The following is a 24107-nucleotide window of genomic DNA, read 5'->3' as shown; positions in this document are numbered from 1 at the left end:
CACCTTGCAAGGCTTCGCATGTGGCGGACCGGCGGATGCTGTCACCAGAGAGTCTTCGGGCGTCACCAGCGGTAGGCTGCGATCACCCTTGGGTGCAGCAGTACGAGAACGGTCCGGTTCCCCCCTCATACGGCGTGGGGGGAACCGGACCGTCGTCGTCGGTGAGATCAGATGTCGAAGTTCCCTGCGCGTACGTTGCCGATGAAGGCGGCGAATGAGGCAGGGGGCAGCATGAGAGCCGGGCCGGTCGGGTGCTTCGAATCGCGGACAGCGATGCCCTCGTGCGACTCGATCACGTCGGCGACCTCGACGCATTGGCCAGCTTCACCGCCGCTGTACGACGACTTGCGCCATTTGGCTCCAGGCAGGTCTGTAGCCATGAAGGTCTTGTTCACTTGAGCTTTCCTTCCAGGTACTTGCTGATGAGATCCCGTGACTTCTTCTCGGGAAGTGCAGCGTCGGCGGACGCCTTGAAGACGCGTTCCATGAAGTGGATCTCGTCCGCTTCTTCGCTGTGCGTGCCGCCCATGGGGTTGTCCACGCTGACGACCGGTACCCAAGGGTGCCGGAACGAGAGCACAGTCATCGCCCCATTTGATCCGTGCCAGCAGTGGGCGGTGAGCGGCAGGATCTGGATAGTGATGTTGGGGAGGTCCGTGAGGTCGAGCAGCTTGCGCAGCTGCTCGCGCATGATGGCGGGGCCCGCCTCGAACTGGGCGAGGAAGGCCGACTCCGGCACGAGTGCCTGCAGTTCGACGGGGTTCTCTGTACGCGTCAGGATCTCCTGACGCGCGAGACGGACCGAGACGAACATCTCGACGGCATCCGGCTTAATCGACACAGGAGTCCTGCCGAGCAGTTCCCGCACGTAGCCCGGCGTTTGGAACAGCCCAGGGATCACCACTGGGTGATAGGTGCGGATCTTGCTCGCGCGTGCTTCGAGCTGCACGAAGTCGATGAGAGATTCGCTCACCCTGTCCTCGTAAGCCTTCCACCAGCCGTAGCCTCCGCCCGCCGGCTCCTCAGCAACTTTGGCCACCTCGTCGATGCCGTCGGGGTCATCGATGCCGAGCTTCCCGCAGAACGTTCGTACGTCGTCACCTGCGATTCGGTACAGGCCACGCTCGATCCGGCTGAGTTTCGTCGTGTCCCATCCCATCAGCTTCGCGGCGTCACCAGACCTCATATCGCCGCGCCAGCGCCGGAGTTGGGCGCCAACACGTCGTCTCATGACGGTCGGCGTCGCGCGCTTCTGAGTCATGGGCGCAGTGTCGCACGTCGTCGACGCGTCGGACCATGGGGATACCCGTTCGGTCTTTTCGCGGATTCTTACATCGCTGTTGCGATCTGACCGCCAAAAGGAGCAAGCTAATCGCGGCAGGGGATGTGACTGCGCATCAAGTCACACCCATGCCATCACTCTGTGTGGTGGCGTAACTGCTGGAACGCGGTCGGCGGCCCCGGCCGAAACGGCCCGTCCGCGTCCCGTCAGGGCGGAGCCACGAGCCCTCATCGACGGAGAAATAGATGCGCGCGAGTACCAGCCGACCGGACACCTCGTGGATGGACGCCGAGAACGAGTGGGAACGCCAGCGATGCCCCAACCCGGCCTTACGGCCAGGCCTCGGTTCTCAAGGCCTGTACCTGCAGCAGTTACGGGTGTCCTACAACCGGCACTGGCGAGACACCCTCCCGAGCCCGAACCGGCGCCAAACCCGTTACGTGGCCTACGCGTTGAACAACTCTGGTGGGGTCGCCGACGATGATCTGAGCGTCGTACGCAGGCACGTCGAATCCGTCAACGGTGTCGTCGCTTACGAACTCACCGACACCTGCGCTGCGCCCCTCAATAGACGCTCCGGGTGGGCCGAAGCGGCCCGCCTGCTCTCCCTCGGGTTCGTTGACGGGATCGCCGCCGTCGACCGCAGCGCGATCAGCCTGCACGACGTCGAGTACGAGGGTGTCGTGAACTGGATCGGCCACCGCCCCGCGCTTCTGGCACTGGCTACCCCCGAGGGCGCTACTTGAAGGGCTCCGGCCCGCCCGCGGAATCCGGCCACTGACGAGTACGCCGAGCCTGTCGTGTCCGCTCCGCACCCCTCTCCGACCCCCTCGCCGAAAGGTCCGTCGTGAATGCCGTCGAGCAGCCCGCAGGACCGGGCCCTTCGCCGCGGTCTGCCGGGCGGCCGAAGACCATTCCCTGGATGGCAGCGTGGAGCGGGGAAGCTCCCATCGAAGGACCAGTCGCCCTGCGGGCCCCGGCTCAGGGTGGCGGCATCCAGTACGAAGACGAACTCCCGTCCGACCGTGGTATGCACGGCGAACTTCTGCACCGTGGGCGCCGCCCCGCTCCCCAGGGCAAGAGGGGCAAGCCGCAGTACGGCAAGACCAACCTGAACCGGCAGCGCCGCGCCATGAGGAAGCTGCTCTGCCACATCGGCGGCGGCCCCGCAGACCGCAATGAGCTCGGCGTGCTGTGGCTCCTGGATAACACGGTGGCCAACTGTGAGGAGGGCTGGCCGGAAAACGAGATCACCGTCCACCCGCCGGTCTGCCTGCCCTGCGCGGCCAAGGCCGTGGATGAGTGTCCCGAACTTGAGAAGAACGGTGTCACCGCGGTCCGGGTCCGCGACCCGCGCTCCTACGGCGTGCACGGCAGCCTCTACGCCCTCGATGACACAGCACCCTGGTCACCGTTCCCCATCGAGCTGGAGAGCACGCTCACCGTCGCGTACGACGATCCCCGGCTCAAGTGGATGCAGGTCGGACAGTCGGCCCTCTACCTCGTCGGGTGCACCGTCGTGGACCTGCAAGCCGAGCTTCAGGCGGCCGGCCTGCGATGACCGCCTCCCGAGAACACGAAGCTGCCCCAACTCCCCATCCAAGGACCGTGATGTGCACCCACCAGCCTGCCTGTCCGACGGCAGACTCCCCCGGCCGTGACGCCGCCCACGCAATAGCGCATAAGTTCGAGCAGGGCTGGGTGCTTTTGTGCAACGGCGTCCTGTTCTTCGCGGACACCGGGGAGTTGCTGCCCAACGGGCAGGTCATCGCCCCGCGCCGCACGAGTTGGGCCGGGGCGCCGGTGTGACGGCGCTCGACGTAGTGACGTCCCTCTACCTTCGCCAGCTGCGCCAGAACCTACACATGACCCAGGACATGGCGACGACGCGTGCGATCTCCGGCCATCACGAGTCGATGCTCAGCCAGATCGAGGCCGGCACAACCCCCCTGGAACCGTCCGTCGCCCGGGCACTCCTACTCACCTACGGGCTCGGCGCGCGATCCGTGGAAGGGTTCCTGACTCTGCTTGCACGCGCGCAGGACGAGGGGCACTCGGTCTTCGACGACGGCCCTGGCGCGGGGCATCGGCTCGCCCTGTGCGTACGCCATGCCCGCGGGATGCGGATCTTCAGCGCCTTTGCCGTCCCGCAGCTGCTGCGAACCCGGGCGTACGCGCAAGCCGTACTCGCCAACCCCCTGGGCGATGACGCCTGGCCGCCCGCGGTAATGATCGCGCCGCTGTCGGCCGTGGACGGCCGCAAGATCACAGTCGTGCTGGAGGAAGCTGTTCTCCGGCGGCCGTACGGCGGGGCCGCCGCGATGGCGGACCAGCTCGCGCGCCTGCAGCACGCGGCCCGCAGTGGGATCGCCCGAATCCTGGTCGTGCCCTTCGCCGCAGGGATCGCCCCAGTCATCCACGGCACCTTGTACGAACTCGACCTGGGAGATAGGGAGTTGTTCGCCAACGAGGGCCTGTACGTGCGCTATGCCAGCGGCTCGAACCACGGCCGCACCTGCGCCCTTCACCTCGACCGCGTCGAGGCCGCGGCGCTCCCGCCCCAGCAGAGCCTTGAACTCATCGAGGCCGCACGCCGCCAGTACACAGACCACCCCGCTGATGGGGTGCACGGCCCGGAGCTGCTCGACAGGCACAGCCCCGGGACAGCGGGGAAGGGCGGCCTTCCCTCCCCGACTGCCCTTCCCCGCTGAACCACCACCAGCACGCCACCCGCCACACGCGTTCCTGACCGGAGAGTTCATGCCTCCCTTATTGCGCACACGCCACAGCTGGCAGCTGGGCTTCGGCGTCACACCCTGGCCCGAGCGACCGCCGGGCCCACTTGATTTTGTCCGAGTCCGCATCAGACTCGGCATGGCCGCGATCGAAGACATGATCGACACCAGCGACCAGGTCGGGCCGCTGCTGTGCTGCTCCCTGCACCTTTGCCTGATCGTGCCGGTGAAAGGCGGCACCGCAGACGTATGGAAAGCCGCGCACTCCGAGTGCGAGGCCGGACCCGCGCCGCGGTGCACGACACAGCACCTGGATTCGCGGTGCCCCAACCGGTTCTGGGCTACCCCGTCGGCCGAAGTCGCCAGTGACCTTACCGATGCCGCGGCGCTGCACCACCGACTCAGCCTGATGCGCACCCGGATGCGGGACGCGGACCGCCACTCACTGGGTGCACGCGCCGGAGAACTGTGCCATGACTGACCACCGCCGTCCGACGCAACTGCGCCGTCGATCCTTGGCGTCGGCACCGTTGGCCCAGGCTTCGCTGCGCGGGCTCACCCTTCGGCCGACGCTGGCGACGGGGGCTCTGGCCAGCCTCGCCTGGGCCGCACATCACGCTGCGCACGCTCCTCTCGCCGTGACCGTCTCCGGTACGGCCCTCGCGTGGTGCGGGCTTGTGTGGCACAGCGTTCGTCGTGCCGATGCCGCCTTCAGGGGCACCCGCGGGCACCTGGAGTATCTGGTGCAGGCCGTCGCGGGCCTGCGCACCTCCGTCGCGGCGGCCGTGGAGCGTGTGGAGCAGGGGGACCTGCCCGGCGCGGCAGCCCCGGCATTTGCTGGTGAACTCCCTGCTGACCCGGCCCTGGCCATCGAGCAATTGCTGTTCGTCGTACGCGGTGAGCTGGACCATGCGATCCGCCGTGCGGCGCAGGTCCAGCAGCAGAACATGCTCGGTGAGCGAGCACAGACAGAGCTGCTGCGGACCATCGCGCAGCGGCAAAGCGCCTTGGTGAGCCGGACCCTGGAGGCCCTGGACAAAGCGGAGGCCAGGATCGAGGATCCCGACACCCTCCACGACCTCTTCCGTATCGACAATCTGGTGACGCGGCTCAGGAGGTCGACTGAGAACATCGCGATCTTGGGCGGGCAGGGCGTTCCCGGTCGTCCCCGCGAGCCCTTGCTGGTCTTTACCGTGCTGCGTCGGGCGGTTGAGGAGATCGAAGGGTACGACCGCGTTCGAGTCGCGCCAGCCCCTGACAAGCTGTCCTTCCCCGGGCACGTGGGCCCCAGCGTGGTGCATCTCCTGGCCGAACTCCTCGAGAACGCGGCCCAGTTCTCCGACTCGCGCACCTTGGTGCGGCTGGCCGCGGCCGAGGAGCAAGGAGGCGGCCTGGTGATCTCCGTCCAAGACCAGGGCGTGTCGATGGAGCCCGCGCAGCTCCACCAGCTGAACCAGCAACTGGCCGCGCCGCACACCGTGGACGTCTACGCCCGCCTCAAGGCGGGCCGCATCGGCCTGGTGGTCACCGGGCAGCTCGCACAGCGGTTCGGGATCCGGGTCGAGTTGTACGCAAACACCAAAGGTCGCGGGGTGAACGCGTTCGTGCTCGTCCCCCGGACCGCCTTGCTGACCACTCCCCTGCCGGCAGAGGTTGCGCCCGCGCCGACCGCCTGGCCTCCGCACCAGGGCCGCTCCGAACTGGCAGCCCACCTCGACCACGTCCCACCGGCGCCGGCGGCCCAGGCGGCGCACCTGCTAGCGGGGGACGCTCCTGAGGGGCGCCCACACAAGGCCGAAGTTCCAACCGTGGGACGCAGCCCGCTTCCCCGGCGCCCGGCCTCTGCTGCCCCCAGTCAGGCATCAGGGCCTCCCGTGGCTGCGCCCGGATCAAGCAAGGGCCCCACGCCAGGGCTCTTTGCCGACTTCCGTGCGGGATCCCGCACGGAGCCGTCTGGCGGGGCCTAGCAGTGACGTCCCCTACTTCTCACCTGGAGATTTCCATGTCACAGCACACCACCGAGTTGAGCGTCCTGGGCCAGATGCTGGCCGACTTCGGCGAGCGTATCCCTGGGGTGACCGGCTCCGTCCTGGTGACGGCCGACGGCCTGGTCCACGAGTACGCCGGGATCGAGGAGATCGACGCGGACCGGCTGGCCGCGGGGGTCAGCGGGATCGCGGCCCTGGTGAAGGGGATCTTCCAGGGCATGCCGGGCCAGGTGCAGCAGACCGTCATGGAACACGACGGCGGCAGCCTGTTCATCATGCGGGCGGACGGGCCGGAGCAGGTCCGAAACATGGTCGGAGCAGTGCTTGCCGTGCGCACCAACCCGACGGCGGATGCATCCCTGGTCGGCTACGAGATGCTGCAGTGGATCGACCGGATGCGCACGCACCTACACAACCCTGTCCGCAGCACGGAGAGCCCCTCTGCACCCGGCGCGCCGCGGCCGGTCCAGTGACGTGGTCGGACCCCACCATGACGCTCCAGCCGTGGCGGACGGCTCGAAGCTGCGCCCCTACACGCTCACCGGCGGACGCACGCACGCCGACTACGCCCTGCAGCTGGACACACTGCTGGCCGCCCGGCCATCGCCGGCTGAGGTCGACCTCGGGCCGGAGGGCGAGCGGATCCGCCTGCTGTGCGCGACCCCACAGGCGGTCGCCGATCTCGCCGCGTGCCTGGGCCAGCCCATCCAGGTCGCCAAGATCCTCGCCAGCGACCTGCTCCACGCCCAAGCCCTCGTCATCGCCGACTACGACGTCGGCCTGCGCCCCGACCGACAACTCCTGGAGGATGTCCTTGCCGGCCTACGCAAGATCTGAGGCCACACCCCCACGCGTCCACAAGGCCAAGATCGTTGTGGCCGGTGGGTTCGGCACCGGCAAGACGACCTTGGTCGGCGCGGTCAGCGAGGTCAAGCCCCTGCTCACCGAGGCTCCGATGACGCAAGCCAGCGAAAGCGTCGACGCCTTGTCCGGGGTGGAGTCCAAGACCACTACGACCGTGGCCATGGACTTCGGAAGGATCACCCTCCCCACGCCGGGAGCCGCCCCGGACATCGTGCTGATGCTGTTCGGCACCCCAGGGCAGGACCGATTCCATCACATCTGGAACGACCTCTCCCACCGCGCAGTCGGCGCCGTTGTGCTGGTCGACACACGACGCCTGACCGACGCCTTCGGCATCGTGGCCTACTTCGAAGGCCAGCAACTGCCCTTCCTCGTCGCGGTGAACTTGTTCGACAACGCTCCCCGCTACCTGCTCGACGAAGTCCGTGAGGCCCTGCGCCTGGACGCGAGCGTGCCAGTCATCGCCTGTGATGCCCGCGACCGTCAGTCCGTCCTCAACGTCCTCACCAGCCTTGTCCGCCATGCCCTCATCCGACTGCCTGCCTCCCCGCACCCCGTCCTCGGAGTCCGCCGATGATCCCCGCCCGTGGTACCCCAGCCGCCGACGCCCGTCTCCACTTGCTGAAGCAGTTCCGTCTGGACTGCATAGACCCGCAGCTGGACGCGTTGGCAACGGAGTTGGCGATCGAGGCCGGCACTCCGTACGCGATGGTCAACGCCTTCAACCCGGCCACCGGCCGGCAAGAGTTCGTCGGACTCTCGGCACCACCAGGCAACGGGCTTCCACAGGTGGAGCGCTGGTTGCCCCCTGACTGGGGCTATTGCCCCGAGGTTGACCACTTCCCTGTTGAATTAGCGTGTTGAAGCTGATCAAGAGGGGTGTCTCGTCGGGTGAGTTGGCGTGTGTTCTGGGTGCCAAATGACGCGGTACGACGTGGTGTGCGGAAGTCCGTGCTGGAGGGGTGGGAGGACCTCCCGTCTCGCGAGGATGCGGTGGGGGTACGGGCTGGCGATCCGATTTTCTTGTCTCCGGATTTCCGGGTGGATCCGCTGCTGTCTCTGTACGTGCAGTCGCGTCCTTTCAGCGGGTACACGGTCGAGACGAAGCGGAACTACACAACGGATATCGCCCTGTTGTTGACCGCGCTGTGGTCCCGAGGGAAGACGTGGCTCGAGGCGACGTCGAAGGATCTGGAGAATTACGAGGACTGGCGCCGTTTCGCTTCGGCGAACCCGGACCGTATTGGCGGCTCGAAGTGGGACCGGGAACTGTCCGCAATCATGAGTTTGTACTCGTGGGCGAAGAAGGCGGGCTATCTCACGCGCAATCCGGTCCTCATGAAGCAGGTGCTCGGGCGGAACGGGGAGAGCCTGCTGGTCCCCGAGCAGAGGGCGGATGACGCCCGACCGAGCAACGTGCACTGGCTGACGCCGAGGACCTGGCGCCGCTGGATCGACGTCGGGCTTCGCGGCCATACCCGTGAGGGGGCGCCGGAGCCGGGCTGGGTGGGCCGGCTGGAGGACCGCAACGTGGCTTTTGCTCGGACGTTAGTCTCCTCGGGCCTGCGGCTGGGCGAGGGCAGCTCTCTGCTGACGTTCGAGGTTCCGAAACGACGGCTGGGCGGCGGCCGTTACTACCGCGGCCAAGTCGCCGCCGAGGTGACTCGGTCGAAGAAGCAACGCACGTATTACGTCTCCTCCGAGGCGATTGGGGACGTGGAGTCGTACGTCGCGTCGTCGCGGGCCTGGGCGGTGCGGAAGGCTCAGAAGGCCGGCCGTTATGACCGTCTGCCCGAGATGCGGATGCTGTTGGAGGTGACCCGGGGGCTGAAGCCGAAGGTCCGTTGGTGCGATCGGAACGGTGTGATCGGGGAACGGGAACTCAACCTGCTGACTTGGCAGGAGAGGACGCTGCTGTTCGAGGACAGGTCGAATGGTCCTGAGCCGTTATGGCTCTGGTTGAACGAGCGCGGGCTGCCGTTCGAGCCGTCGTCGTGGGAGAGCGTCTTCCGCACGGCGAACGAACGCTGCGAGCGAGTACTCACCCCGCCCGAGCACCTGCGGAAGGACCCGCACCAGGTCTTCGCGCCCTACGCGACCCCGCACGCCGCCCGGCATTCTTTTGCCCTGTTCATGCTGGTTGTTCTGAACCATCTGCTGGATCAGCGCTACGGACTGACTCCGGAGGAACGCCGGGATTTCCGTCTGCTCTACGGCGATCCGTGGTTCATGGTCCAGAATTTGCTGGGTCACGCCTCGCGGGACACGACGGTCAAGCATTACCTCGCGCCCGTCGCGGATCTGCAACTGCGGGCGATGCTGGCCACGGCCGAGGATCGCATCGAGGCGCCGATGCCCGAGCTGGATGCCGTCTTCGCCCGCATCGCCCGGGAGTCGGAGGGCATCCAGGACATCGACGACCGCATGCAGCCCGCCACAGGCGGTGCCGCATGAGCCCGCGCGGACGCCGGGCGTCCTTGCCGCCGGCCGACCACGTCCGCCCCGAGCCGCTGAGCTCCAACGGCCTGGTCGTGCACCACTACAACAGGGAACAACGCGTTAAGGAGTACGACTTCACTACTCTGCCGGTCGCCGAGCCGATGCAGCGCTCACTCGCGATGTTGTTCGCCGCACAGTGCACGCCCCATCGGTGGCGGTCGCACGGCTCGTCGAAGATGTATTGGCGCCAGCTGACGCTGTTCTCGTCGTTTCTGGCCAAGCAGGATCAACCTCCTGGTGACCTCGACGAACTCACCGGCGCCTTGGTGAACCGATGGTGGCAGAGCCTGTCGAAGACTGCCGGAGGCTGCAACACCTTCGACTACACCGCCCGCCTACTGCGCGGTGACGACCGGTTGCAGTCAGGGCCGGTGGCCGACGCCCTGGCCAGGCGGGTCCCGCGGCCGAAGAGTCAGACACAGTCATACGCCGAGGCGGAGTTCGACCAGATCAGGACGGCGGCCCGGCGGATGTTCCGGGCTGCACTGTTGCGGATCGACGAGAACGCTCGTCATCTCGACCGGTGGCACCGGGGAGATTTCCCCCGAACCAGCCAGGACTGGATGGTCGGCGAAGCCCTGGAGCACATCGCTCGCACGGCAGATGTCCCGCGATACGTCCGCGGAGGCGACAAGAAGCGGGAGCCCCTGGCCTATTACCGGAGGATCCTGGGTGGTGGCCGGGCCGAGAACACGTGGCAGCGGCTGTTTTTGTCGCGGATGGAGGCGACCGCGCTCGGCATCCTCTTGCTGGCCGAGTACGGCTGGAACCTCTCCACCATCGACCGGGCCAACGTGCCTCAGGCTCTGCCGGATCAAGGCGAGGACGGCCATCCCACCTATCGGATTCCGGTGGAAAAGCGGCGTCGTGGTGCTGGCAACTACTTCGAGACCAGGAACGTCACCGACGACGGCGCCGACTCCCGCGGGCGTCTGGTCACGCAGGCCCTTCAGGCCACCCGGTTCGCCCGCGCCGCAGTCGAGAAGCTCGCCCCCGGCACCGACCTCTTGGTCGTCTGGCGCTCGAACCGGCCCGACCGCGACCGCGAGAATAGGGACCGGCATCCCTCAATCGATGTGTTTTCCTTCGGGCTGTCTCACGACGATGCCCAGGAATGGGCCCAGCAACTGGGCTTCACGGGCTCGCCGTTCCAGCGGGGGCGGCGGACGGTTGTTGCGGTCGATCGGCGCGAGCCCACCCAACACAATCAGGACACCCATGACCGCTCATACGCGCTCGTCGACAAGCGCGTCCAGGCCGACGCGATCGAGGTCATCGCGAGCGGGGCCGAGGACGCCGCAGCTCGAGCCCGCACAGCGGTGCTGCTCGCCCAGCTGACCGACGCGCCGGACCCCGAGCACACGGAGACCGCCACGGCGGACTGCTCTGACTTCGACCACGGTCCCTACCCGGCACCGGACGGGGGCTGCGGCGCCTCCTTCCTGATGTGTCTGGGCTGCGAAAACGCGAGCGTTCACCCGGGGCATCACCCCCGCCTGACCCACCTGCACCACGCACTCGGCAACCTCCGCTCGGTTCTGCCCACTCGCACCTGGGCGAAGGACTGGGGCGATGCTCACGCTCAGCTAGATGACCTGAAGGTCAAGCTCGGCGACGGGACGTGGGAACAGGGTCTTGCCCGCGTCACGGACGCCGACCGTGACCTCATCGACCTGTTGCTGAACGGAAGCCTCGACACGTGACCACCGCACCTGAGGTTGACCCTTATTGCCTCGCCCTGCCCACGCCCGCCACGCTCGTGGTTCCCGGACACCGCGTCGTTGCTGTTCATGCTCATCTCAACAACCAGTACGCGGATCCGGTCTGGTCCTTGGCCCCGCTCACCGACAAGCCGAGCGCGACCAAGACCACGATCCTTTGGAGCAACTGCCCTCCGGTCTTCCAGGACGAGATACGACTGATCGCCTGGACCATGATCAACGGCCAGCTCAGACCCACATACGTCAAAGAACGAGGCAACCGGTTCCGCTCCCGCCTCGGCGGCGAGCGCACCGCCGAGACGGTGCGCGACTGGTCGCACTTCGCGACATGGCTGACCAAGCGGGACATCACTTCCCTCGCGTCCTGCAACACCACGGTGCTGCAGGAGTACGCCCTGCACCTGAACGAGAAGTACTCCCGCCGGGACCGCGTCGAACGCATCCTGGGCGCCTTGACGCGGCTCTGGGCCTTCGGTGAGCTCTCCGCCCGTCCCACCGGCATCGCCCGGCCGCCCTGGGACGAGTTGGGAGTGGACGATTACCTCCCGGCCGCGACCTCCACCGGCGGGGAAAACAGCGTCGAGCCCATCGCCGAACAGACCATGGGCCCTCTGCTTGTCTGGGCAATCCGCATGATCGACGACTTCTCGGCGGACATCCTTGCCGCCTGGAATGAAGTCCAGCGGCTGCGGGACATCGCCCGCACCAGCCGCGCGACACCAGAAGGGCGAGCCGCCCTGGCCGCCTTCTTGACCCCGCTGCTTGCTGCCGACGCCCCCTTGCCCAGTTCCCTGAACAATGGCCAGCCGGGCCTCGCCCGTCACTACATCGGCGGCCTCACCGGCGCTTCCAAGAACGTCATCGACCAGTTCGTCCGGAAGCACGACCTGATCGCCGCAGTCCACCGCCGACCGGGCCGCTGCCCACTGGCCACGCCCGTGACCGGCCGCATCAACGGCAGCCCTTGGCGGAAGGAGATCGACTTCAGTGAGGGCGCGAGCCTGATGCGGCACCTTGGAACAGCCGCTTTCGTGGCCCTGTCGTATTTGACTGGAATGCGGCCCGATGAAGTTCTCGGGCTGCGGGCCGGCTGCTGCCCCGACCCCGCCCCGGGCCCTGACGGGACGGTCGGTCGGCACTTGATCCGCGGCCACGAATACAAGACCGCGACTGACGAGGACGGCAATCACGCTCCCTCCGGCGCCGAACGCGAAGTGCCCTGGGTCGCGATCACTCCAGTCGTCAACGCCATCCGCGTCCTGGAGCAGATGGTCCCCGCGGGCCACCTGTTGTTTGACCACCAGGCTCACGACCTGCTCGCATCTCGCGCGGGCACCGGCTCTCTGAAGTCCGATGCCCTCCGCACCCGGATCGAGGACTTCATCGTCTGGGCAAACGAGGAGGCAACCACCCACGGCGTGATCCACGAGGTCATCCCGCCCGACCCTCACGGCAACATCGGCATGGAGCGTTTCCGGCGGTCCCTCGCCTGGCACATCGCCCGCCGACCGAACGGCCTGGTCGCTCTCGCGATTCAATATGGGCACCTGCGGACGACCTTGGTCTCAGAGGGGTACGCATCCCGCAGCCGCGGCGGCATCCACGAACTGGTCGACATGGCGACGGTCCTGGCCGTCGCCGACACCGTTGCCGAACTCCACGACGCCCTCGAAGCCGGTGAAGGCGTCTCCGGGCCTGCGGCCCGGAGGGCCATCAGAACTGCCGCTCAGGCGCCGCGATTTGCCGGAACCACAATCAACGCGATCACTGCCCGTCGTCTCCTGGAGAACGACAGCGAGATGATCCACGACAATCCGCAAGCCCTCCTGCTCTGCCACTACCGGCGCGAACAGGCCCTATGCCACCGCGATGACGTCAAGGACACCCCCAGCCTGGACCACTGTGTTCCCGGCTGCGGGAACATCGTCCGCACCGATCAGCACGTCGCCCGGATCCGCGAGCGAGCCGATGCGCTCGACAACCGTGCCGCCAGCACCCCCCAGCCAGTTGGCGACCGGCTGCGAGTCAACGCCACCAAACTCCGGGCCATCGCCGACCACCACGACCGCACCCGCGTCACACTTCAGGAAGCCTCATGACTCCCGCCCTCGATGAACGCGACCGCATCCGCGACGCCATGGAGCGCATCCTCGCCGGAACCCCGCAGGCATCCAACGGAGCCCTCACCATCGTTGCCCTTGCCCAGGAAGCCGGCGTCCCTAGAAATGCCCTCACCCAACGGCACCTCGACCTGAAGAACGAGTTCTACGAACACGTCAAAGAACGCGGAGCGACACCGGACGTCGAGGCCCGCCTTCGCCAGAAGATAGTGAAACTCAAAGAGACGATCTCCAACAAGAACAAGGAACTCGATCAACTACGAGCCGACGTCCCGGCACTCATCCGAGTCGTCAACCAGCTCACCCTGGAGAATCAAGAACTCCGCGAGACACTCATGGACTCCCGCTCGAATGTCGTCCCGATCCAGCGCAGGCAATTCCGCACGGACGAGTGACAGCGCGGCTCACAGATCTCCGGGGCGGGGCACCTCCGGCGCCCCCCCCCCGACCGCGAACAGCCGGGCCCTCCGGGCCCTGAAGATCTCAACACGCTGACTTGACAGGGATGCCCACCGCACCACGGCCCTGGTCCTGCCCACCGTGTACGTCATGCCCCGCTTCGCGGTGAATCCGGTCGTCGACAAACTCGGAATACAAACCTACGCAGGGGCTCCCCTCATCTACGAGAGCCCCGACGGACGCGGCAGCGACGTCTTCGGCACCGTCTGCTTCGTCGGGCTGGACGTCAGAGACAAGTCCACGGGCCAGGCCTCGCGGACCCTGATCAAGAAGTACCGCGACCGCGTGCTGCAGCTCGTCTGCGACCGCGCCCACCTGCGGCTCCCGTAGTCATCGCCTCGCCGACAACACCCCCGGGTGTTCCAACAGATGGGGAAATTCAGTGTCCGAGTTGTTCCTGACCGACAGCCACCTGCAGCTCCGTGACGAGGTGCGTACGTTCGCCGAGGAGGTTGTCGCACCCCAAGTCGCGGACATGGAGGCCAGCCAGGACATCGAGTACGAACTGGCCCGCCAGATCGCCCGGCGCGGCTGGGTCGGCGCCACCATCGGCAAGAAGCACGGCGGGATGGCCGCCGGCCACCTCGCCAAGACCCTCATCATCTCGGAGCTCTCCCGGGTCAGTGCCGCGATGGGCGCGATGGTGCAGGCCTCCCAGCTCGGCACGGCGAAGATTCTCCATTTCGGGAGCCACGAGCAGAAGGACACCTTGCTGCCGCGGATCGCCGCCGGAATGTGCCTGCCCACGATCGCGGTCACCGAGGAAGGATCTGGCAGCCACGTCCTCGGCATGCAGATGACCGCCGAACGCGACGGTGACTCTTACGTCCTCAACGGTTCCAAGGTGTTCGTCGGCAACAGCCACATCGGCGATTTGCACGGCGTCGTGGCCCGGACCGGCGAAGGCTCCCGAGGACTGACAGCGTTCCTGGTCGAGTCCGAGCGGCCAGGGCTCACCCTGCCCGAGCACCGCCGGACGCTAGGCTTGCACGGATTCAGCTTCGGCGAGCTGCAGTTTGCCGACTGCCGGATTCCCGCGTCCAGCCGGCTCGGTGATGAAGGCCAGGGCGTGGAGGTCGCCTACTCCTCGAGCGTCCTGTACGGGCGCGCGAACCTGACCGCCGTCGCGCTCGGTATCCATGAGGCGATCCTGGAGCAGACCACTCGCTTCACGGAAGACCGGATCCGCTACGGCCAGGCCCTGCATCAACTGCCCACCATCAAGCTGAAGGTCGGGCAGATCCAGTCACGCCTTATGACAGCCCGCCTCGCCGCGTACCACGCCGCTCACCTCCTCGACGCAGGCGAGCCCTGCGACGCCGATTTGATGAATGCCAAGCTCATCAACACGGAATCCGCCCTCGATTCCGCCCGCGCCGCCATGGAAATCCACGCGGCGGCCGGCCTGATGACCGACAGCCCGCTGGAGCGCTACCTGCGCGACGCCTTCCACATCTTCGCGCCCGCCGGCACCTCCGACATCCAACTGTTACGCCTGGCCGAGGTCGCCCTCGGCCAGGCCAAGAGCCCGTGGTCGCAACGCCTGTCCGCCGCCAAAACCCCTGCTCTCACCTGACCTTGTGGAGATCCACGTGCACGATCGCGTTCCTCCACGGCTCGGCCGTGCCCGGAAACCCATCCGTCCCCGTCCGCCGTGAAGGGGCTCAAGCCCCCGACCTGGCCGATGTCAGGGAAGCGCGGCACGCGCCGCGCTTCCCTGACATCGGCCACCCCTCAAAGTCGTTGTTGCCGGTAGATGGAGCGAACACGCTGTGCTGATGGATGTCAGGGAACACGAGGAGACCACCCGGCCGCGCACCCCGCAGTTCCGGGTCACGCTGAACTCCCGCTGTGGCAGGTTCTGCTTCTTTTGCCGTCCCTCCCGGGAGGCGGTCGCCACCACGAAGAACACCGAACTGCACCCCGTCCAGCTCCTGGCCGTCGCCCACGAGGTCCGGGCCCAGGGCGTCGACAGCATCAAGCTGACCGGCGGGGACCCAGCTCTGTACGGGCGCGATAACCGTCTTCGGCGCCGCCAACTGCCAAGTCCGCTACAGCAAACACCCGCGTACCGGATTTTCCCGCCACGTGGACGCAACCTCCAACCGCACACCGTGCAACCGCGAGGTCGTCGACTACGTGGTGGCCTGGCGTGAGGGACAAGGACACCGCGTGGTCGCCATCCGGCCCGGTGGCGGTGCCGATCTGTTCGACGGGAACTTCGTGCTGCGAGCCAGGCACCCCTGGTCCGGGGACATCCGGCTCGGCGCACCCGTTGAGATCACCCAGTTCGCTGGGCGGGACGCACAGGGTCTGGAGTCGGGTATCTCGCTGGGGCCGAGCGTCGCCGATGCCGCCGCCGGCCGCACGCGGGCCTACGACGCCTGCCTGGGCGCCTCGCCGTTCCGCGACGAGCGATTTGCCCGGACCCTGGTCGGCCTGCAGGGGAGGGAATTAGTGCTCCAGGTCCTCGACGGCGCCCCCAAGACGCAGTTCTTCCGTGGCGCCACCCCGCAAGAGACCGCCATGGCCTGTGCGGCCGCCGGATTCGACCCGGCCGGCATGTACCACCCCGACGGCGGGGCCTCGTCCAAGATTGCCTACCTCGATCGCGCCACTGCTCGGGTGGTCGGCAGCATGCACTACCTCCAGTGGCCCACCAGTAAGGCCGGGCCCTTCCGCTGGAAGGGGCTGGACGGGCGGGTCCTTCGCAGCGCCCTCGTACTGAGGGCCCACTCACACCAGGAGCGCCGGTGACATACGTACTGATTGTCGTGGCCCATCCCGACGACGCCGAGATCGCCATGGGCATGCGCATCCGTGCGTACGCCGACGCCGGGGCGCGCATCCGCGTCCACTGCCTGAGCACGGGCACACCGGGTCCAACCGGGGCGGCGGAGCGGCCTGAGGAGTGCCGGGCCGCCGCGGCTGTCCTGGGTGTCGACGCCTACACCTTCGCCGACATCCCAGACAACCAGTTCGTGGAACGCCGAGTGGAGATCAACGCCGGTCTGTTCGAGGTATTCGCCGAAGGACGGCCAGACATCGTCTACACCCACTTCCCCGACGACCAGCACCTCGACCACAGCATCACCGCACAGGAGGTCACGACGGTCGCCCTGCGCGAAGCAAACGACCTCTGCTACCTCCGCTCCCCCTACAGTGTCGGCTTCGAACCCAACAAGGTATTCGTCGGCACCAAGAAGCTGCTGCAAGCCAAGGACGCCGCCCTGAAGTGTTTCGCCTCGCAGTCCCAACTCGACATGGACGCCTTTTTGATAATGGCCGCAGTCGCCCACCGCCAGTACGTCCACCACAGGGTGGTAGAGCGCTTCCCACCAGGATCGGAATACACCGAGCTCTTCCGCACGGCGAGGCAGATCGAGTTCGCGGGCCGAGAGGACCTCCCCATCGCCCGGCAGCCCGCCGCCTGTCCGCCACGTACTCAGGAGCAGCAGCCATGATCGTCTGGTTGAACGGCGCATTCGGTGGTGGGAAGACGACGACGGCCGCCCTGCTCCGTGCACGGTGTGACGGCAGTGTCATCGCCGACCCCGAAAGCATCGGCGATCTCCTGCGCACCACTTTGAATCAGCACCCCTCACGTAGGCGGGACTACCAGGACTACCGCATGTGGCGGGTCCTGGTCGCTGCCCTGTGCCTGGAGCTCGACCGATACACGCACGGCGGCCCGGTGATCGTGCCGATGACGCTGCTGCGCCAGGACTACGCCACGGACATCTTCCAGCAGCTGGAAACGGCGGACATCGAAGTGCGCCACCTGCTGCTGCACGCCGACTCCGCGACCATCGCCGACCGCATCAGGTCCAGCATGGAGTTCCCCGGAAGCGAGGAGAAGAGCGAGCAGGTCCGCCAGTTCCGGCGCAGGAAGCTACCTGACTATGTGCAGGCCTACGGTGCCTGGCTCCATGGGGGCGCCGAGGTCATCGACACCTCGGGCCTTAACCCCGATCAAGTTAGCGCGCGGGCCCTCGACTTGCTGCGGTCTTCGTGAGCGGCGTGGAGGCCGGTGGGATAGCCCCCTCAGGTGTTTACCAGCCGCGCCTCGGCGCAGGGACCAGCAGGACTGGGGCATCCCGCGCACCCCGGCATCGGCCCCGGTCTGCCCTTCTCGACACGCCATCGAGCACGGCGTGCTACCCGCACGCGTGACACTGGACACCGAGAGGGCGTGCGCACGCTTCAACGGCCACCTGCCCACCCACAATTACCGTATTTGTAGCCCCGCAACGGGGTTGCCGGCCTTCGGAGATAGACGACGTTGGACAAGCAACGCTTGAGCGCCCGACGGGCTTCAGCCGGCGTCTTACCTTCGGCGATCTTGCGCCGGTAGTAGTCCTGGCCGCGGCCGCCGTCACGGATCTGGCAGATAGCGATGATGTGAAGTGCGCTGTTCAGAGCCCCGTTTCGTTACTGGCCACCTCGGCGGATCCGCACTCTGATGGTGCAGTTGGACGTGATGTCCACGGGGTTCTGCGCTACCTGCGTGGTGCGGCAATCAGCTGCGTTGGTTGCAGTCCTTGGCCATCAATGCCTTCGCCTGGTCGCTGTCGGCGGGGACAAGCTGAACCTGGTCGATCGAGTAGGTGAAGGTGTACCCGAGTGTGATCATGCTGTCCGACATCGAGATCGAGCCGGATCCCGGGTCAGTGCCTGTCTGGTCGGAGCCGTTGACGTCGTCCCAGAGCACACTGGTCCGGCCGTTGTTGATCGTGCCGGTCGAGAGGACCTGGTACTGGCCCTTGCCGGTCTTACCAGCCTTGACGATCGAGCCGTGCTTGATGTCGTCGAGGGCCGTCGTGGTCAACTGGCACTGCTGGTCGCCAGCGGTGACGTCGATGTACGTGATCTTGTGGCCGTCGACGGCTGCAATGCCGCCGTGGGCCCCGTCGGTGATGGAGATGTAGGCACCGTCGAAGCTGGAAGCCTGGCTGCTGCTGGGGCTCTGTGAGGAAGCAGCATCGCTGCTCCCGCCGCAGGCGGTGAGCATGAACGCGCCCCCGGCCAGGGCCGCGGTGGACACGACAATTTTGGTCCGCGTCGCAGGCGCGGTCCTGGTGGTCTTCATGGCGTTCCTCCTTCGTTCGTTCTGGATGGTCGGTCGGGTTCAGCTCTGCGGAGGTTGGGTCGGTGGCATCTGCGGGATTGCAGACGCCTGACGCGACGACAGCCGTGTTGCAGATTGCTATACCAGATGTACCGCCTAGCAACAGAAGGCCAGTCAAAGTCGCCTATGGATAGGGCCTTTGACTGGCCAGGACTCAGGCGTCAGGCCTCTTCTCGGAGATTGCTGAGCCGATGCTCAGTCAGCGCCAGCGCAACCTCGGACTGATTGAGCGCATGCTCGCCGTCCTGGATGCGCCACTGCAGGCGCTGCACAGGCGGGGCGTCAGCTTCTTGGAGCGCCAGGTCGCCGAGCTCGCGCAGCTCCGCGTACGCAGCCTGTAGCTGCTCCTCATGATGTGCCGACCGGACTCTGATGCGGGCGAGGCGTTCTTTCCACCAGTCCACCCGCGACTCGCGGTCGAGCGTGGTCTTCCCTTCGAGCCAGGCGCGGAGCTCGAACTGGTCGACGTCGCCGGGGAGACCCGTAGCAAGGGGCCCCTCAGGCTCCGGCATGTCGATGGGAATGTGCGACAGCAGCACCGCGGGGGTCGTGTCGAGCGCGTAGGCGATCGCGACGAGGTCGTCGACGGTCACGGGGCGAGCGCATCGCTCCATCTCCGCAAGGGCGTCGGCCGGGGTCGGGTGATCGAGCATCCGGAGCACATAGGCCAGCTCGTCGATGGTCAGCTCGCGCAGCTGGCGGTAGTGGGTGATGGCGTCGGACACAGCAAGGGACGTGGGAAGGGGCGACGGCATGCGTCGATCATAGGCGCGCTCGGCGCGGCCCCCAGGCGGGTTGCCACATAGTCCTGAGCCGTCGCCACATAGACGCACGGCAGATTCCGGAAGTCGTAGCCTCCGCGCCCCCTCAGGCCGAGGGCGGGTGCGGCAAGAGGCGCAGCTTGGCGAAGAGGCTCAGGTCGGTCTTGCAGTCGCAGCCAGTTCTGCACATGTCCCATGCAGCGGCACTCATTGAGTCGCAGTCAACTTCCTATTGAATAGAAGGCTGACTCATGATTCGATAGGATGGCAATAGGCGCTCGGTTCACTCTATACAAGGCGGGCAATCATGTTCGGGGACGACTCTTCCGCTGATTGCGACGCGGTCGTGACCGAGCACGCCTCCTCGCCGAATCGAGTGCGGGTCTCCACCGCCGCATCTCGCGCCGTCTCGTTTCGCCCGATTCCCATGGAGGCCATTCAGGTTGGAGCCGCTGTCGCTGCATCCATCGCCTTGCGGCGCGGCGCCACGACGACAACTCAGGCCTCGGTCGCATGCCGGAGGAAGGCCGCATAGAACCGCCGGCGTCTCGCCCCGTCACCCATGTCCCCACCCCATGAATTGAAGGGATCCCATGCGACTTCGTGCTCCCGCTCGACTTGCCACCACGGCCACGCTTGCCCTGTCGGTGACCGCCGGCGTAGTCGCGACCGCCCCCGCCGCGCACGCAGTCGGCGAGCACTCCAAGTGCACGGTGAACTGGAGCAACGGGGAATCCAGCACGGTCCGCAAGAACGGCTGGAACCTACGAAGCGGCCCCGGCACCGGATACACCAGCCGCGGGTATCTCTTCCGCGGCGACCCGGTGAAGCTCCTCTGCTCGAGGGGCAGTTGGGAATACGTACAGCTGTCGAAGACGTCGAAGAGCGGCCTGCCCCCGGGTACCAGGGGCTGGGCCCACCGCAGCGGCCTCGGCGGCCTCGCCTGAGCCCCACCCGCGTCCCGGGCGCACGACCCGCGCCACGCCAGCCCCCGGACTAAGACCGCGTCACGGCCGCCAAGTACGCGCCAGATCCCGTGCATCTGCGCCACGCGCGCCACTCGCGCGCTCTGGAGCCGCCAGCTCACAGCTGGCCGCGCACCCTTTCACCTCCACCTGAAGGAGCACCATGCTCGCCTTCAAGCGCACCGCCGCTGCCGCCCTGATCACCACCCTGGCTGTAGTGGGAGCCACATTCGTCACCACCACCACGGCCTCCGCCGCGTCCAGCTGGAAGTGCGAAGACAACTCGCATGAAATCGACGACAACAACTACGACGGCCCGTGGCCCGACAACTGGGACGTCACGGTCAACACGTGCATCAAGCGGAGTGGGTCGTATGTGTACGTGAAGTCCCACGTCTCGTGGGATGGCCCGACATACGGGCAGGTCGACGACTCGGGGATCTTCGATTCGGCGCACTTGACGCTGCGGATCCGAAACAGCAAGCGCCACAAGACCTTGACGTACTACGGCATCGAGCGGGCGTTGGAGAACTCGAACTCGAACGCGAATTACAACGGGTCGTACGACACCCGGACTTACAAGTGGAGGGCCGGCAGCTACCGGACGCATGTGGCTCCCACGCTGTACCTGAACTGGAACAACGACGGTGATGGCGACCGGGGGCAGGGCTTCGCCTGGACGAAGAAGGTCTAGCCGTCGCGGAGCGTCAGCGATGCCCGGGCCTCGCTAATGCTGCCCCGGCCGTGGCGTACTCGCCAGGCCCGTGACGGCTCCCGACGACTCCGCAACGCCGATCCCCTGCGCGCTGCGCGGCCCGCTTGCCGAGCCACCAACTGCCCCATCTCCCCTTGCCCTGACAGGAGTGCACGCTGTGCGCCTTCGTCCCGCCCTGATCCGGACCGCGCCCGTCGCGGTCGCCCTCGCTGCCGCCGCTGTCACCCTGGCTCCAACCCCGGCGCAGGCCGCAGCCCCTGAATGCAAGACAACTAAGCGCGAGCCTCCGCTGCCGAACAAGCCGGATGTCGACCTCAAGGTGCGCATCTGCGTACGCCTGGACCAGGCGAGCTCCGGCTATCGCTGGTACGAGGCGTACGTGGACCGCGTCGACTGGGACGGCACCTCCTTCTACACCGGCGGCAAGCGCTTCAACAGTTTGCGGATCAAGGTCCGCCTGGAGCACAACAACGACTCCAAGGACTCGGCCACCGAGAACGTCACCAGCGACGTCAACGGCTCCGAAGCGGACTACCGCAAGGCGTTCGCCGACAAGGCGAGCGTTCGCACCCGGTCGAAGCAGTGGACCGCGGACGGAGTCATCTCCTTCGACGCGGCCAACGACGGCCGCGGCACCCAGACACGCCAGCTGACCGGCACCAAGTCCGTCACCTGACCCGGGTCTGCGCCCCGAGCTCCGCCCCCTGCCCCGCCCTGATCGTCGTCGGCTCACGAGCCCTCGGCGCGAGTTCCTCAATGCCCTGAAACGAACCAACTCACCTGGAGATTCTGTGATCGACATCAGGAGAAAAATCGTCCAGCGCACGGCCATCGTCGCGGCCACGCTGGCCATGGGCGCCTCGGCCTCCCTCGTCTCGGCCCCCTCCGTCATGGCGTCGCCCGCGAGCGTCACGGCGATGCCGTGCAAGCCCGGGAAGTACTACCAGGTCTACCGCGGCGCCGGCGTGAACATCCGCTCCGGGCCGAGCACCAGCCATCGCAGCCTCGGCCACCTCTACAAGAACGACTGGGGTAAGAAGGTCGACAGTAAGCGCGGCTGGATCAAGCTGAAGCTCGGCAAGCGCTCCAAGTCCGGGCTGCCCAAGGGCACCACCGGTTGGGTCGCCTCGACGTACCTCTCGGACTGCGTGCCGACGCAGACCAGTTGAGCAGCCGCCGATGCCCCGTTGAGCGCGCGGCGCCGACCGGGCTCGCCGCATCTGCCACCGGTCAGCACCCGCTGATCCCCCGTCCGGACGGATCATCCCCCGCCCGGACGGTCCCGGCCCAAGGACAAGGCTTGTCGTCCCTGTGACAAGCCCGGCCGCGCTCGACCTGGTTCTCGAGCGCTTCCTTGGCCAGTGAGGAGGCGCCGCCATCCCCGGCGGCGCCTCCTCTCCCCCGCTTCCCCATCCCCCTTGCCCGGCGCCCGGGACCCGTCAGACGCCGAGACCACACCGCTGAAGGCCCGTGACCTCTCCCTGGAGCGCCTGTGTCCACCACCGTCTTGCGCGTGACCGAATCGGCCCCTGTCCCCAGAGCGCCCCGCTGGCCTCCGGCGATCTGGGCGCTGCTCGGCGGCACATTCGTGGTACGCGCCCTTGGCTACAGCTACCCCTTCATGGCCTACCACCTGGCCGAGATCCACTTCAGCACGCAGAGCATCGGCCAGATCCTGGCGACCTTCGGCGCAGGCTGGCTGGCTGGACAACTGCTGTGCGGCTGGCTGGCCGACCGGATCGGGCGTCGCTCGACGCTCGTTGCGGCCATGCTGCTGGCCGCACTCGTACTTCCCCTGCTGGCCGCGGCCCGGGCACCGATCGCCGTCTACGGCGGAGCCTTTGTCGTCGGGCTCGTCTACGACGCCCCCCGGCCAGTGGTCTCCGCCGCCATCGCAGACCTCATCACCGAGCCTGCACGACGCGCCAAGATCAACGCCGCCCGCCACTTCGTCATCAACGTAGGCGCCGCACTCACCGGTTGCGTGGGCGGCCTCCTCGTGAAGCCGGTCGGCATGACCACCCTGTTCTGGGCCAACTCGGCTGCCTGCGTGACGTTTTGCGCTATCGCCCTGCGATACCTGGATCGAGAACAGTGCCGGGAAACGGCTGCACGGGGACGTGGGTGGGGCCGGGCGGCGCTGAGGGACGGCCGGCTGTGGCTGCTGTCGCTGTCGAGCCTGGCCACCTTGACCTGCGCGGCCGCCCTCTTCTCTGCGTTGCCGATGTTGATGTCCGAGGACGGCCTGGACGCCTCGGCCTACGGGCTGACGCAAGTGGCCAACGCGCTCACGGTCGTTGTGGCCACCCCGCTGATGGCGCCCTGGTTGAGCCGACGGGCCGACACCGGAGCCCCCATGGTCCGACTGCTGGCGCTCAGCGCGGTGCTGCTCGGGGTGGGCATGGGCAGTGCCGCACTCGCCAGCACCACTCTCGAGTACAGCCTCGCGGTCATGCTCGCCGTCCCCGGCGAGATCATCTTCTTCGTTTGCGCGGACAACATCCTCAACCTCATCGCCCCCGCCAGCGCGCGCGGCATCTATCACGGCGCCTGGGGCACCACCCTGGCCGGCGCCGTGATCGTGGCCCCCGCCATGACCGCCTGGGCGCTGGGGCACGGCGGCAAGTCCCTGGCCGCCGCCTCGATCTTCACGGCGGGCCTGCTGGGCGCGGCCCTGTGCCTGCCGCTGGCCGCGTTGCTGCATCGCTGGTCGGCGCCGCCCGCACTCCCGGCGAGTCCCGCGGCCTGGAAGCCGAAGGGGGCGGACCTGTGACCACCCTGGCGGGACCAGCGCGTCCCCACGATATGGCCGGAGCCACCATCCCAGACGTCGCCCGTGCGACAGGGTCCGGGCCGGTCGCGGCTGTCCG

28 protein-coding genes are annotated in these 24107 nt (G+C 67.2%); 24 read left to right on the top strand and 4 right to left on the bottom strand.

Annotated elements, in window-relative coordinates:
- Positions 1-167: 167 nt before the first annotated feature.
- Positions 168-395 (bottom strand): DUF397 domain-containing protein, encoded by a 228-nt coding sequence (locus OG430_RS40960; RefSeq protein ID WP_442816648.1) that lies wholly within the window; start codon positions 393-395, stop codon positions 168-170.
- Positions 392-1261, bottom strand: coding sequence for a helix-turn-helix domain-containing protein (locus OG430_RS40955; protein WP_327357733.1), 870 nt, complete (start codon positions 1259-1261; stop codon positions 392-394). Before OG430_RS40955 ends, OG430_RS40960 begins: the two co-directional genes overlap by 4 nt.
- Positions 1262-1527: 266 nt before the next feature.
- Between OG430_RS40955 and OG430_RS40950 the strand changes: the two genes are divergently transcribed.
- The 19 genes from OG430_RS40950 to OG430_RS40860 all read left to right on the top strand — a co-directional run bounded on the left by OG430_RS40950 (position 1528) and on the right by OG430_RS40860 (position 17683).
- Positions 1528-2028 carry a hypothetical protein gene (locus OG430_RS40950; protein ID WP_327357732.1) on the top strand — a complete coding sequence of 167 codons (501 nt, stop codon included), beginning with the start codon at positions 1528-1530 and terminating at the stop codon, positions 2026-2028.
- Between the two features lie 176 nt (positions 2029-2204).
- Positions 2205-2843, top strand: a complete 639-nt coding sequence (locus OG430_RS40945) for a hypothetical protein (RefSeq protein WP_327357731.1) — start codon at positions 2205-2207, stop codon at positions 2841-2843.
- A gap of 50 nt (positions 2844-2893) precedes the next feature.
- The gene (locus OG430_RS40940) at positions 2894-3091 is read left to right on the top strand and encodes a DUF5999 family protein (protein WP_327357730.1); all 198 of its coding nucleotides are present in this window, start codon (positions 2894-2896) and stop codon (positions 3089-3091) included.
- 56 nt (positions 3092-3147) lie between these two features.
- On the top strand, positions 3148-3993 hold the full coding sequence (locus tag OG430_RS40935) for a Scr1 family TA system antitoxin-like transcriptional regulator (RefSeq protein WP_327357729.1): 846 nt from the start codon (positions 3148-3150) through the stop codon (positions 3991-3993).
- A gap of 163 nt (positions 3994-4156) precedes the next feature.
- Positions 4157-4498 carry a hypothetical protein gene (locus OG430_RS40930; RefSeq protein ID WP_327357728.1) on the top strand — a complete coding sequence of 114 codons (342 nt, stop codon included), beginning with the start codon at positions 4157-4159 and terminating at the stop codon, positions 4496-4498.
- Positions 4491-5984, top strand: a complete 1494-nt coding sequence (locus tag OG430_RS40925) for a sensor histidine kinase (protein WP_327357727.1) — start codon at positions 4491-4493, stop codon at positions 5982-5984. The genes OG430_RS40930 and OG430_RS40925 overlap by 8 nt, the downstream gene beginning before the upstream one ends.
- Positions 5985-6019: 35 nt before the next feature.
- On the top strand, positions 6020-6478 hold the full coding sequence (locus tag OG430_RS40920) for a roadblock/LC7 domain-containing protein (RefSeq protein ID WP_327357726.1): 459 nt from the start codon (positions 6020-6022) through the stop codon (positions 6476-6478).
- A 31-nt stretch (positions 6479-6509) separates the two neighbouring features.
- The gene (locus OG430_RS40915; RefSeq protein WP_327357725.1) at positions 6510-6842 is read left to right on the top strand and encodes a DUF742 domain-containing protein; all 333 of its coding nucleotides are present in this window, start codon (positions 6510-6512) and stop codon (positions 6840-6842) included.
- Entirely contained in the window at positions 6820-7446 is a 627-nt protein-coding gene (locus tag OG430_RS40910) for a GTP-binding protein (RefSeq protein WP_327357724.1), read from the top strand. The genes OG430_RS40915 and OG430_RS40910 overlap by 23 nt, the downstream gene beginning before the upstream one ends.
- Before the next feature lie 41 nt (positions 7447-7487).
- Entirely contained in the window at positions 7488-7733 is a 246-nt protein-coding gene (locus tag OG430_RS40905; protein WP_327357723.1) for a hypothetical protein, read from the top strand.
- Positions 7734-7910: 177 nt separating this feature from the next.
- Positions 7911-9323 carry a site-specific integrase gene (locus tag OG430_RS40900; protein ID WP_327353140.1) on the top strand — a complete coding sequence of 471 codons (1413 nt, stop codon included), beginning with the start codon at positions 7911-7913 and terminating at the stop codon, positions 9321-9323.
- Positions 9320-11071 (top strand): hypothetical protein, encoded by a 1752-nt coding sequence (locus OG430_RS40895; protein WP_327353141.1) that lies wholly within the window; start codon positions 9320-9322, stop codon positions 11069-11071. Before OG430_RS40900 ends, OG430_RS40895 begins: the two co-directional genes overlap by 4 nt.
- On the top strand, positions 11068-13188 hold the full coding sequence (locus OG430_RS40890; RefSeq protein WP_327353142.1) for an integrase: 2121 nt from the start codon (positions 11068-11070) through the stop codon (positions 13186-13188). Before OG430_RS40895 ends, OG430_RS40890 begins: the two co-directional genes overlap by 4 nt.
- Positions 13185-13604, top strand: coding sequence for a hypothetical protein (locus OG430_RS40885; RefSeq protein WP_327353143.1), 420 nt, complete (start codon positions 13185-13187; stop codon positions 13602-13604). Before OG430_RS40890 ends, OG430_RS40885 begins: the two co-directional genes overlap by 4 nt.
- Positions 13605-13758: 154 nt before the next feature.
- Positions 13759-13998: a hypothetical protein gene (locus OG430_RS40880; protein ID WP_442816647.1), complete on the top strand. Its 240-nt coding sequence runs from the start codon at positions 13759-13761 to the stop codon at positions 13996-13998.
- A 52-nt stretch (positions 13999-14050) separates the two neighbouring features.
- The gene (locus tag OG430_RS40875; protein ID WP_327357722.1) at positions 14051-15244 is read left to right on the top strand and encodes an acyl-CoA dehydrogenase family protein; all 1194 of its coding nucleotides are present in this window, start codon (positions 14051-14053) and stop codon (positions 15242-15244) included.
- Between the two features lie 512 nt (positions 15245-15756).
- On the top strand, positions 15757-16425 hold the full coding sequence (locus OG430_RS40870) for a hypothetical protein (protein ID WP_327357721.1): 669 nt from the start codon (positions 15757-15759) through the stop codon (positions 16423-16425).
- Positions 16422-17132: a PIG-L deacetylase family protein gene (locus tag OG430_RS40865; protein WP_327357720.1), complete on the top strand. Its 711-nt coding sequence runs from the start codon at positions 16422-16424 to the stop codon at positions 17130-17132. The genes OG430_RS40870 and OG430_RS40865 overlap by 4 nt, the downstream gene beginning before the upstream one ends.
- On the top strand, positions 17129-17683 hold the full coding sequence (locus OG430_RS40860) for an AAA family ATPase (RefSeq protein WP_327357719.1): 555 nt from the start codon (positions 17129-17131) through the stop codon (positions 17681-17683). Before OG430_RS40865 ends, OG430_RS40860 begins: the two co-directional genes overlap by 4 nt.
- A gap of 504 nt (positions 17684-18187) precedes the next feature.
- Here OG430_RS40860 and OG430_RS40855 read toward each other — a convergent pair.
- Both OG430_RS40855 and OG430_RS40850 read right to left on the bottom strand, forming a co-directional pair.
- Positions 18188-18757, bottom strand: a complete 570-nt coding sequence (locus tag OG430_RS40855; protein ID WP_327357718.1) for a hypothetical protein — start codon at positions 18755-18757, stop codon at positions 18188-18190.
- Between the two features lie 200 nt (positions 18758-18957).
- Positions 18958-19551, bottom strand: coding sequence for a DNA-binding protein (locus tag OG430_RS40850; protein ID WP_327357717.1), 594 nt, complete (start codon positions 19549-19551; stop codon positions 18958-18960).
- A gap of 599 nt (positions 19552-20150) precedes the next feature.
- On the opposite strand from OG430_RS40850, the gene OG430_RS40845 reads away from it, so the two are divergent.
- From OG430_RS40845 to OG430_RS40825, 5 genes are all read left to right on the top strand, one after another.
- Positions 20151-20504 (top strand): SH3 domain-containing protein, encoded by a 354-nt coding sequence (locus tag OG430_RS40845; RefSeq protein WP_327357716.1) that lies wholly within the window; start codon positions 20151-20153, stop codon positions 20502-20504.
- A 181-nt stretch (positions 20505-20685) separates the two neighbouring features.
- Positions 20686-21216: a hypothetical protein gene (locus OG430_RS40840; RefSeq protein WP_327357715.1), complete on the top strand. Its 531-nt coding sequence runs from the start codon at positions 20686-20688 to the stop codon at positions 21214-21216.
- Positions 21217-21394: 178 nt separating this feature from the next.
- A complete protein-coding gene (locus OG430_RS40835) occupies positions 21395-21913 on the top strand; it encodes a hypothetical protein (protein WP_327357714.1) in 519 nt (172 codons plus the stop codon).
- A gap of 115 nt (positions 21914-22028) precedes the next feature.
- Positions 22029-22406, top strand: coding sequence for an SH3 domain-containing protein (locus tag OG430_RS40830; protein ID WP_327357713.1), 378 nt, complete (start codon positions 22029-22031; stop codon positions 22404-22406).
- A 323-nt stretch (positions 22407-22729) separates the two neighbouring features.
- Entirely contained in the window at positions 22730-24010 is a 1281-nt protein-coding gene (locus tag OG430_RS40825) for an MFS transporter (protein ID WP_327357712.1), read from the top strand.
- The last annotated feature ends 97 nt before the right edge of the window (positions 24011-24107 follow it).

Origin of the sequence: Streptomyces sp. NBC_01304 (genome assembly GCF_035975855.1) — a bacterium.
Lineage (GTDB): Bacteria > Actinomycetota > Actinomycetes > Streptomycetales > Streptomycetaceae > Streptomyces.
Note: the sequence above shows the minus strand (reverse complement) of the source record. Positions and strands in the feature narration are given on the sequence as shown.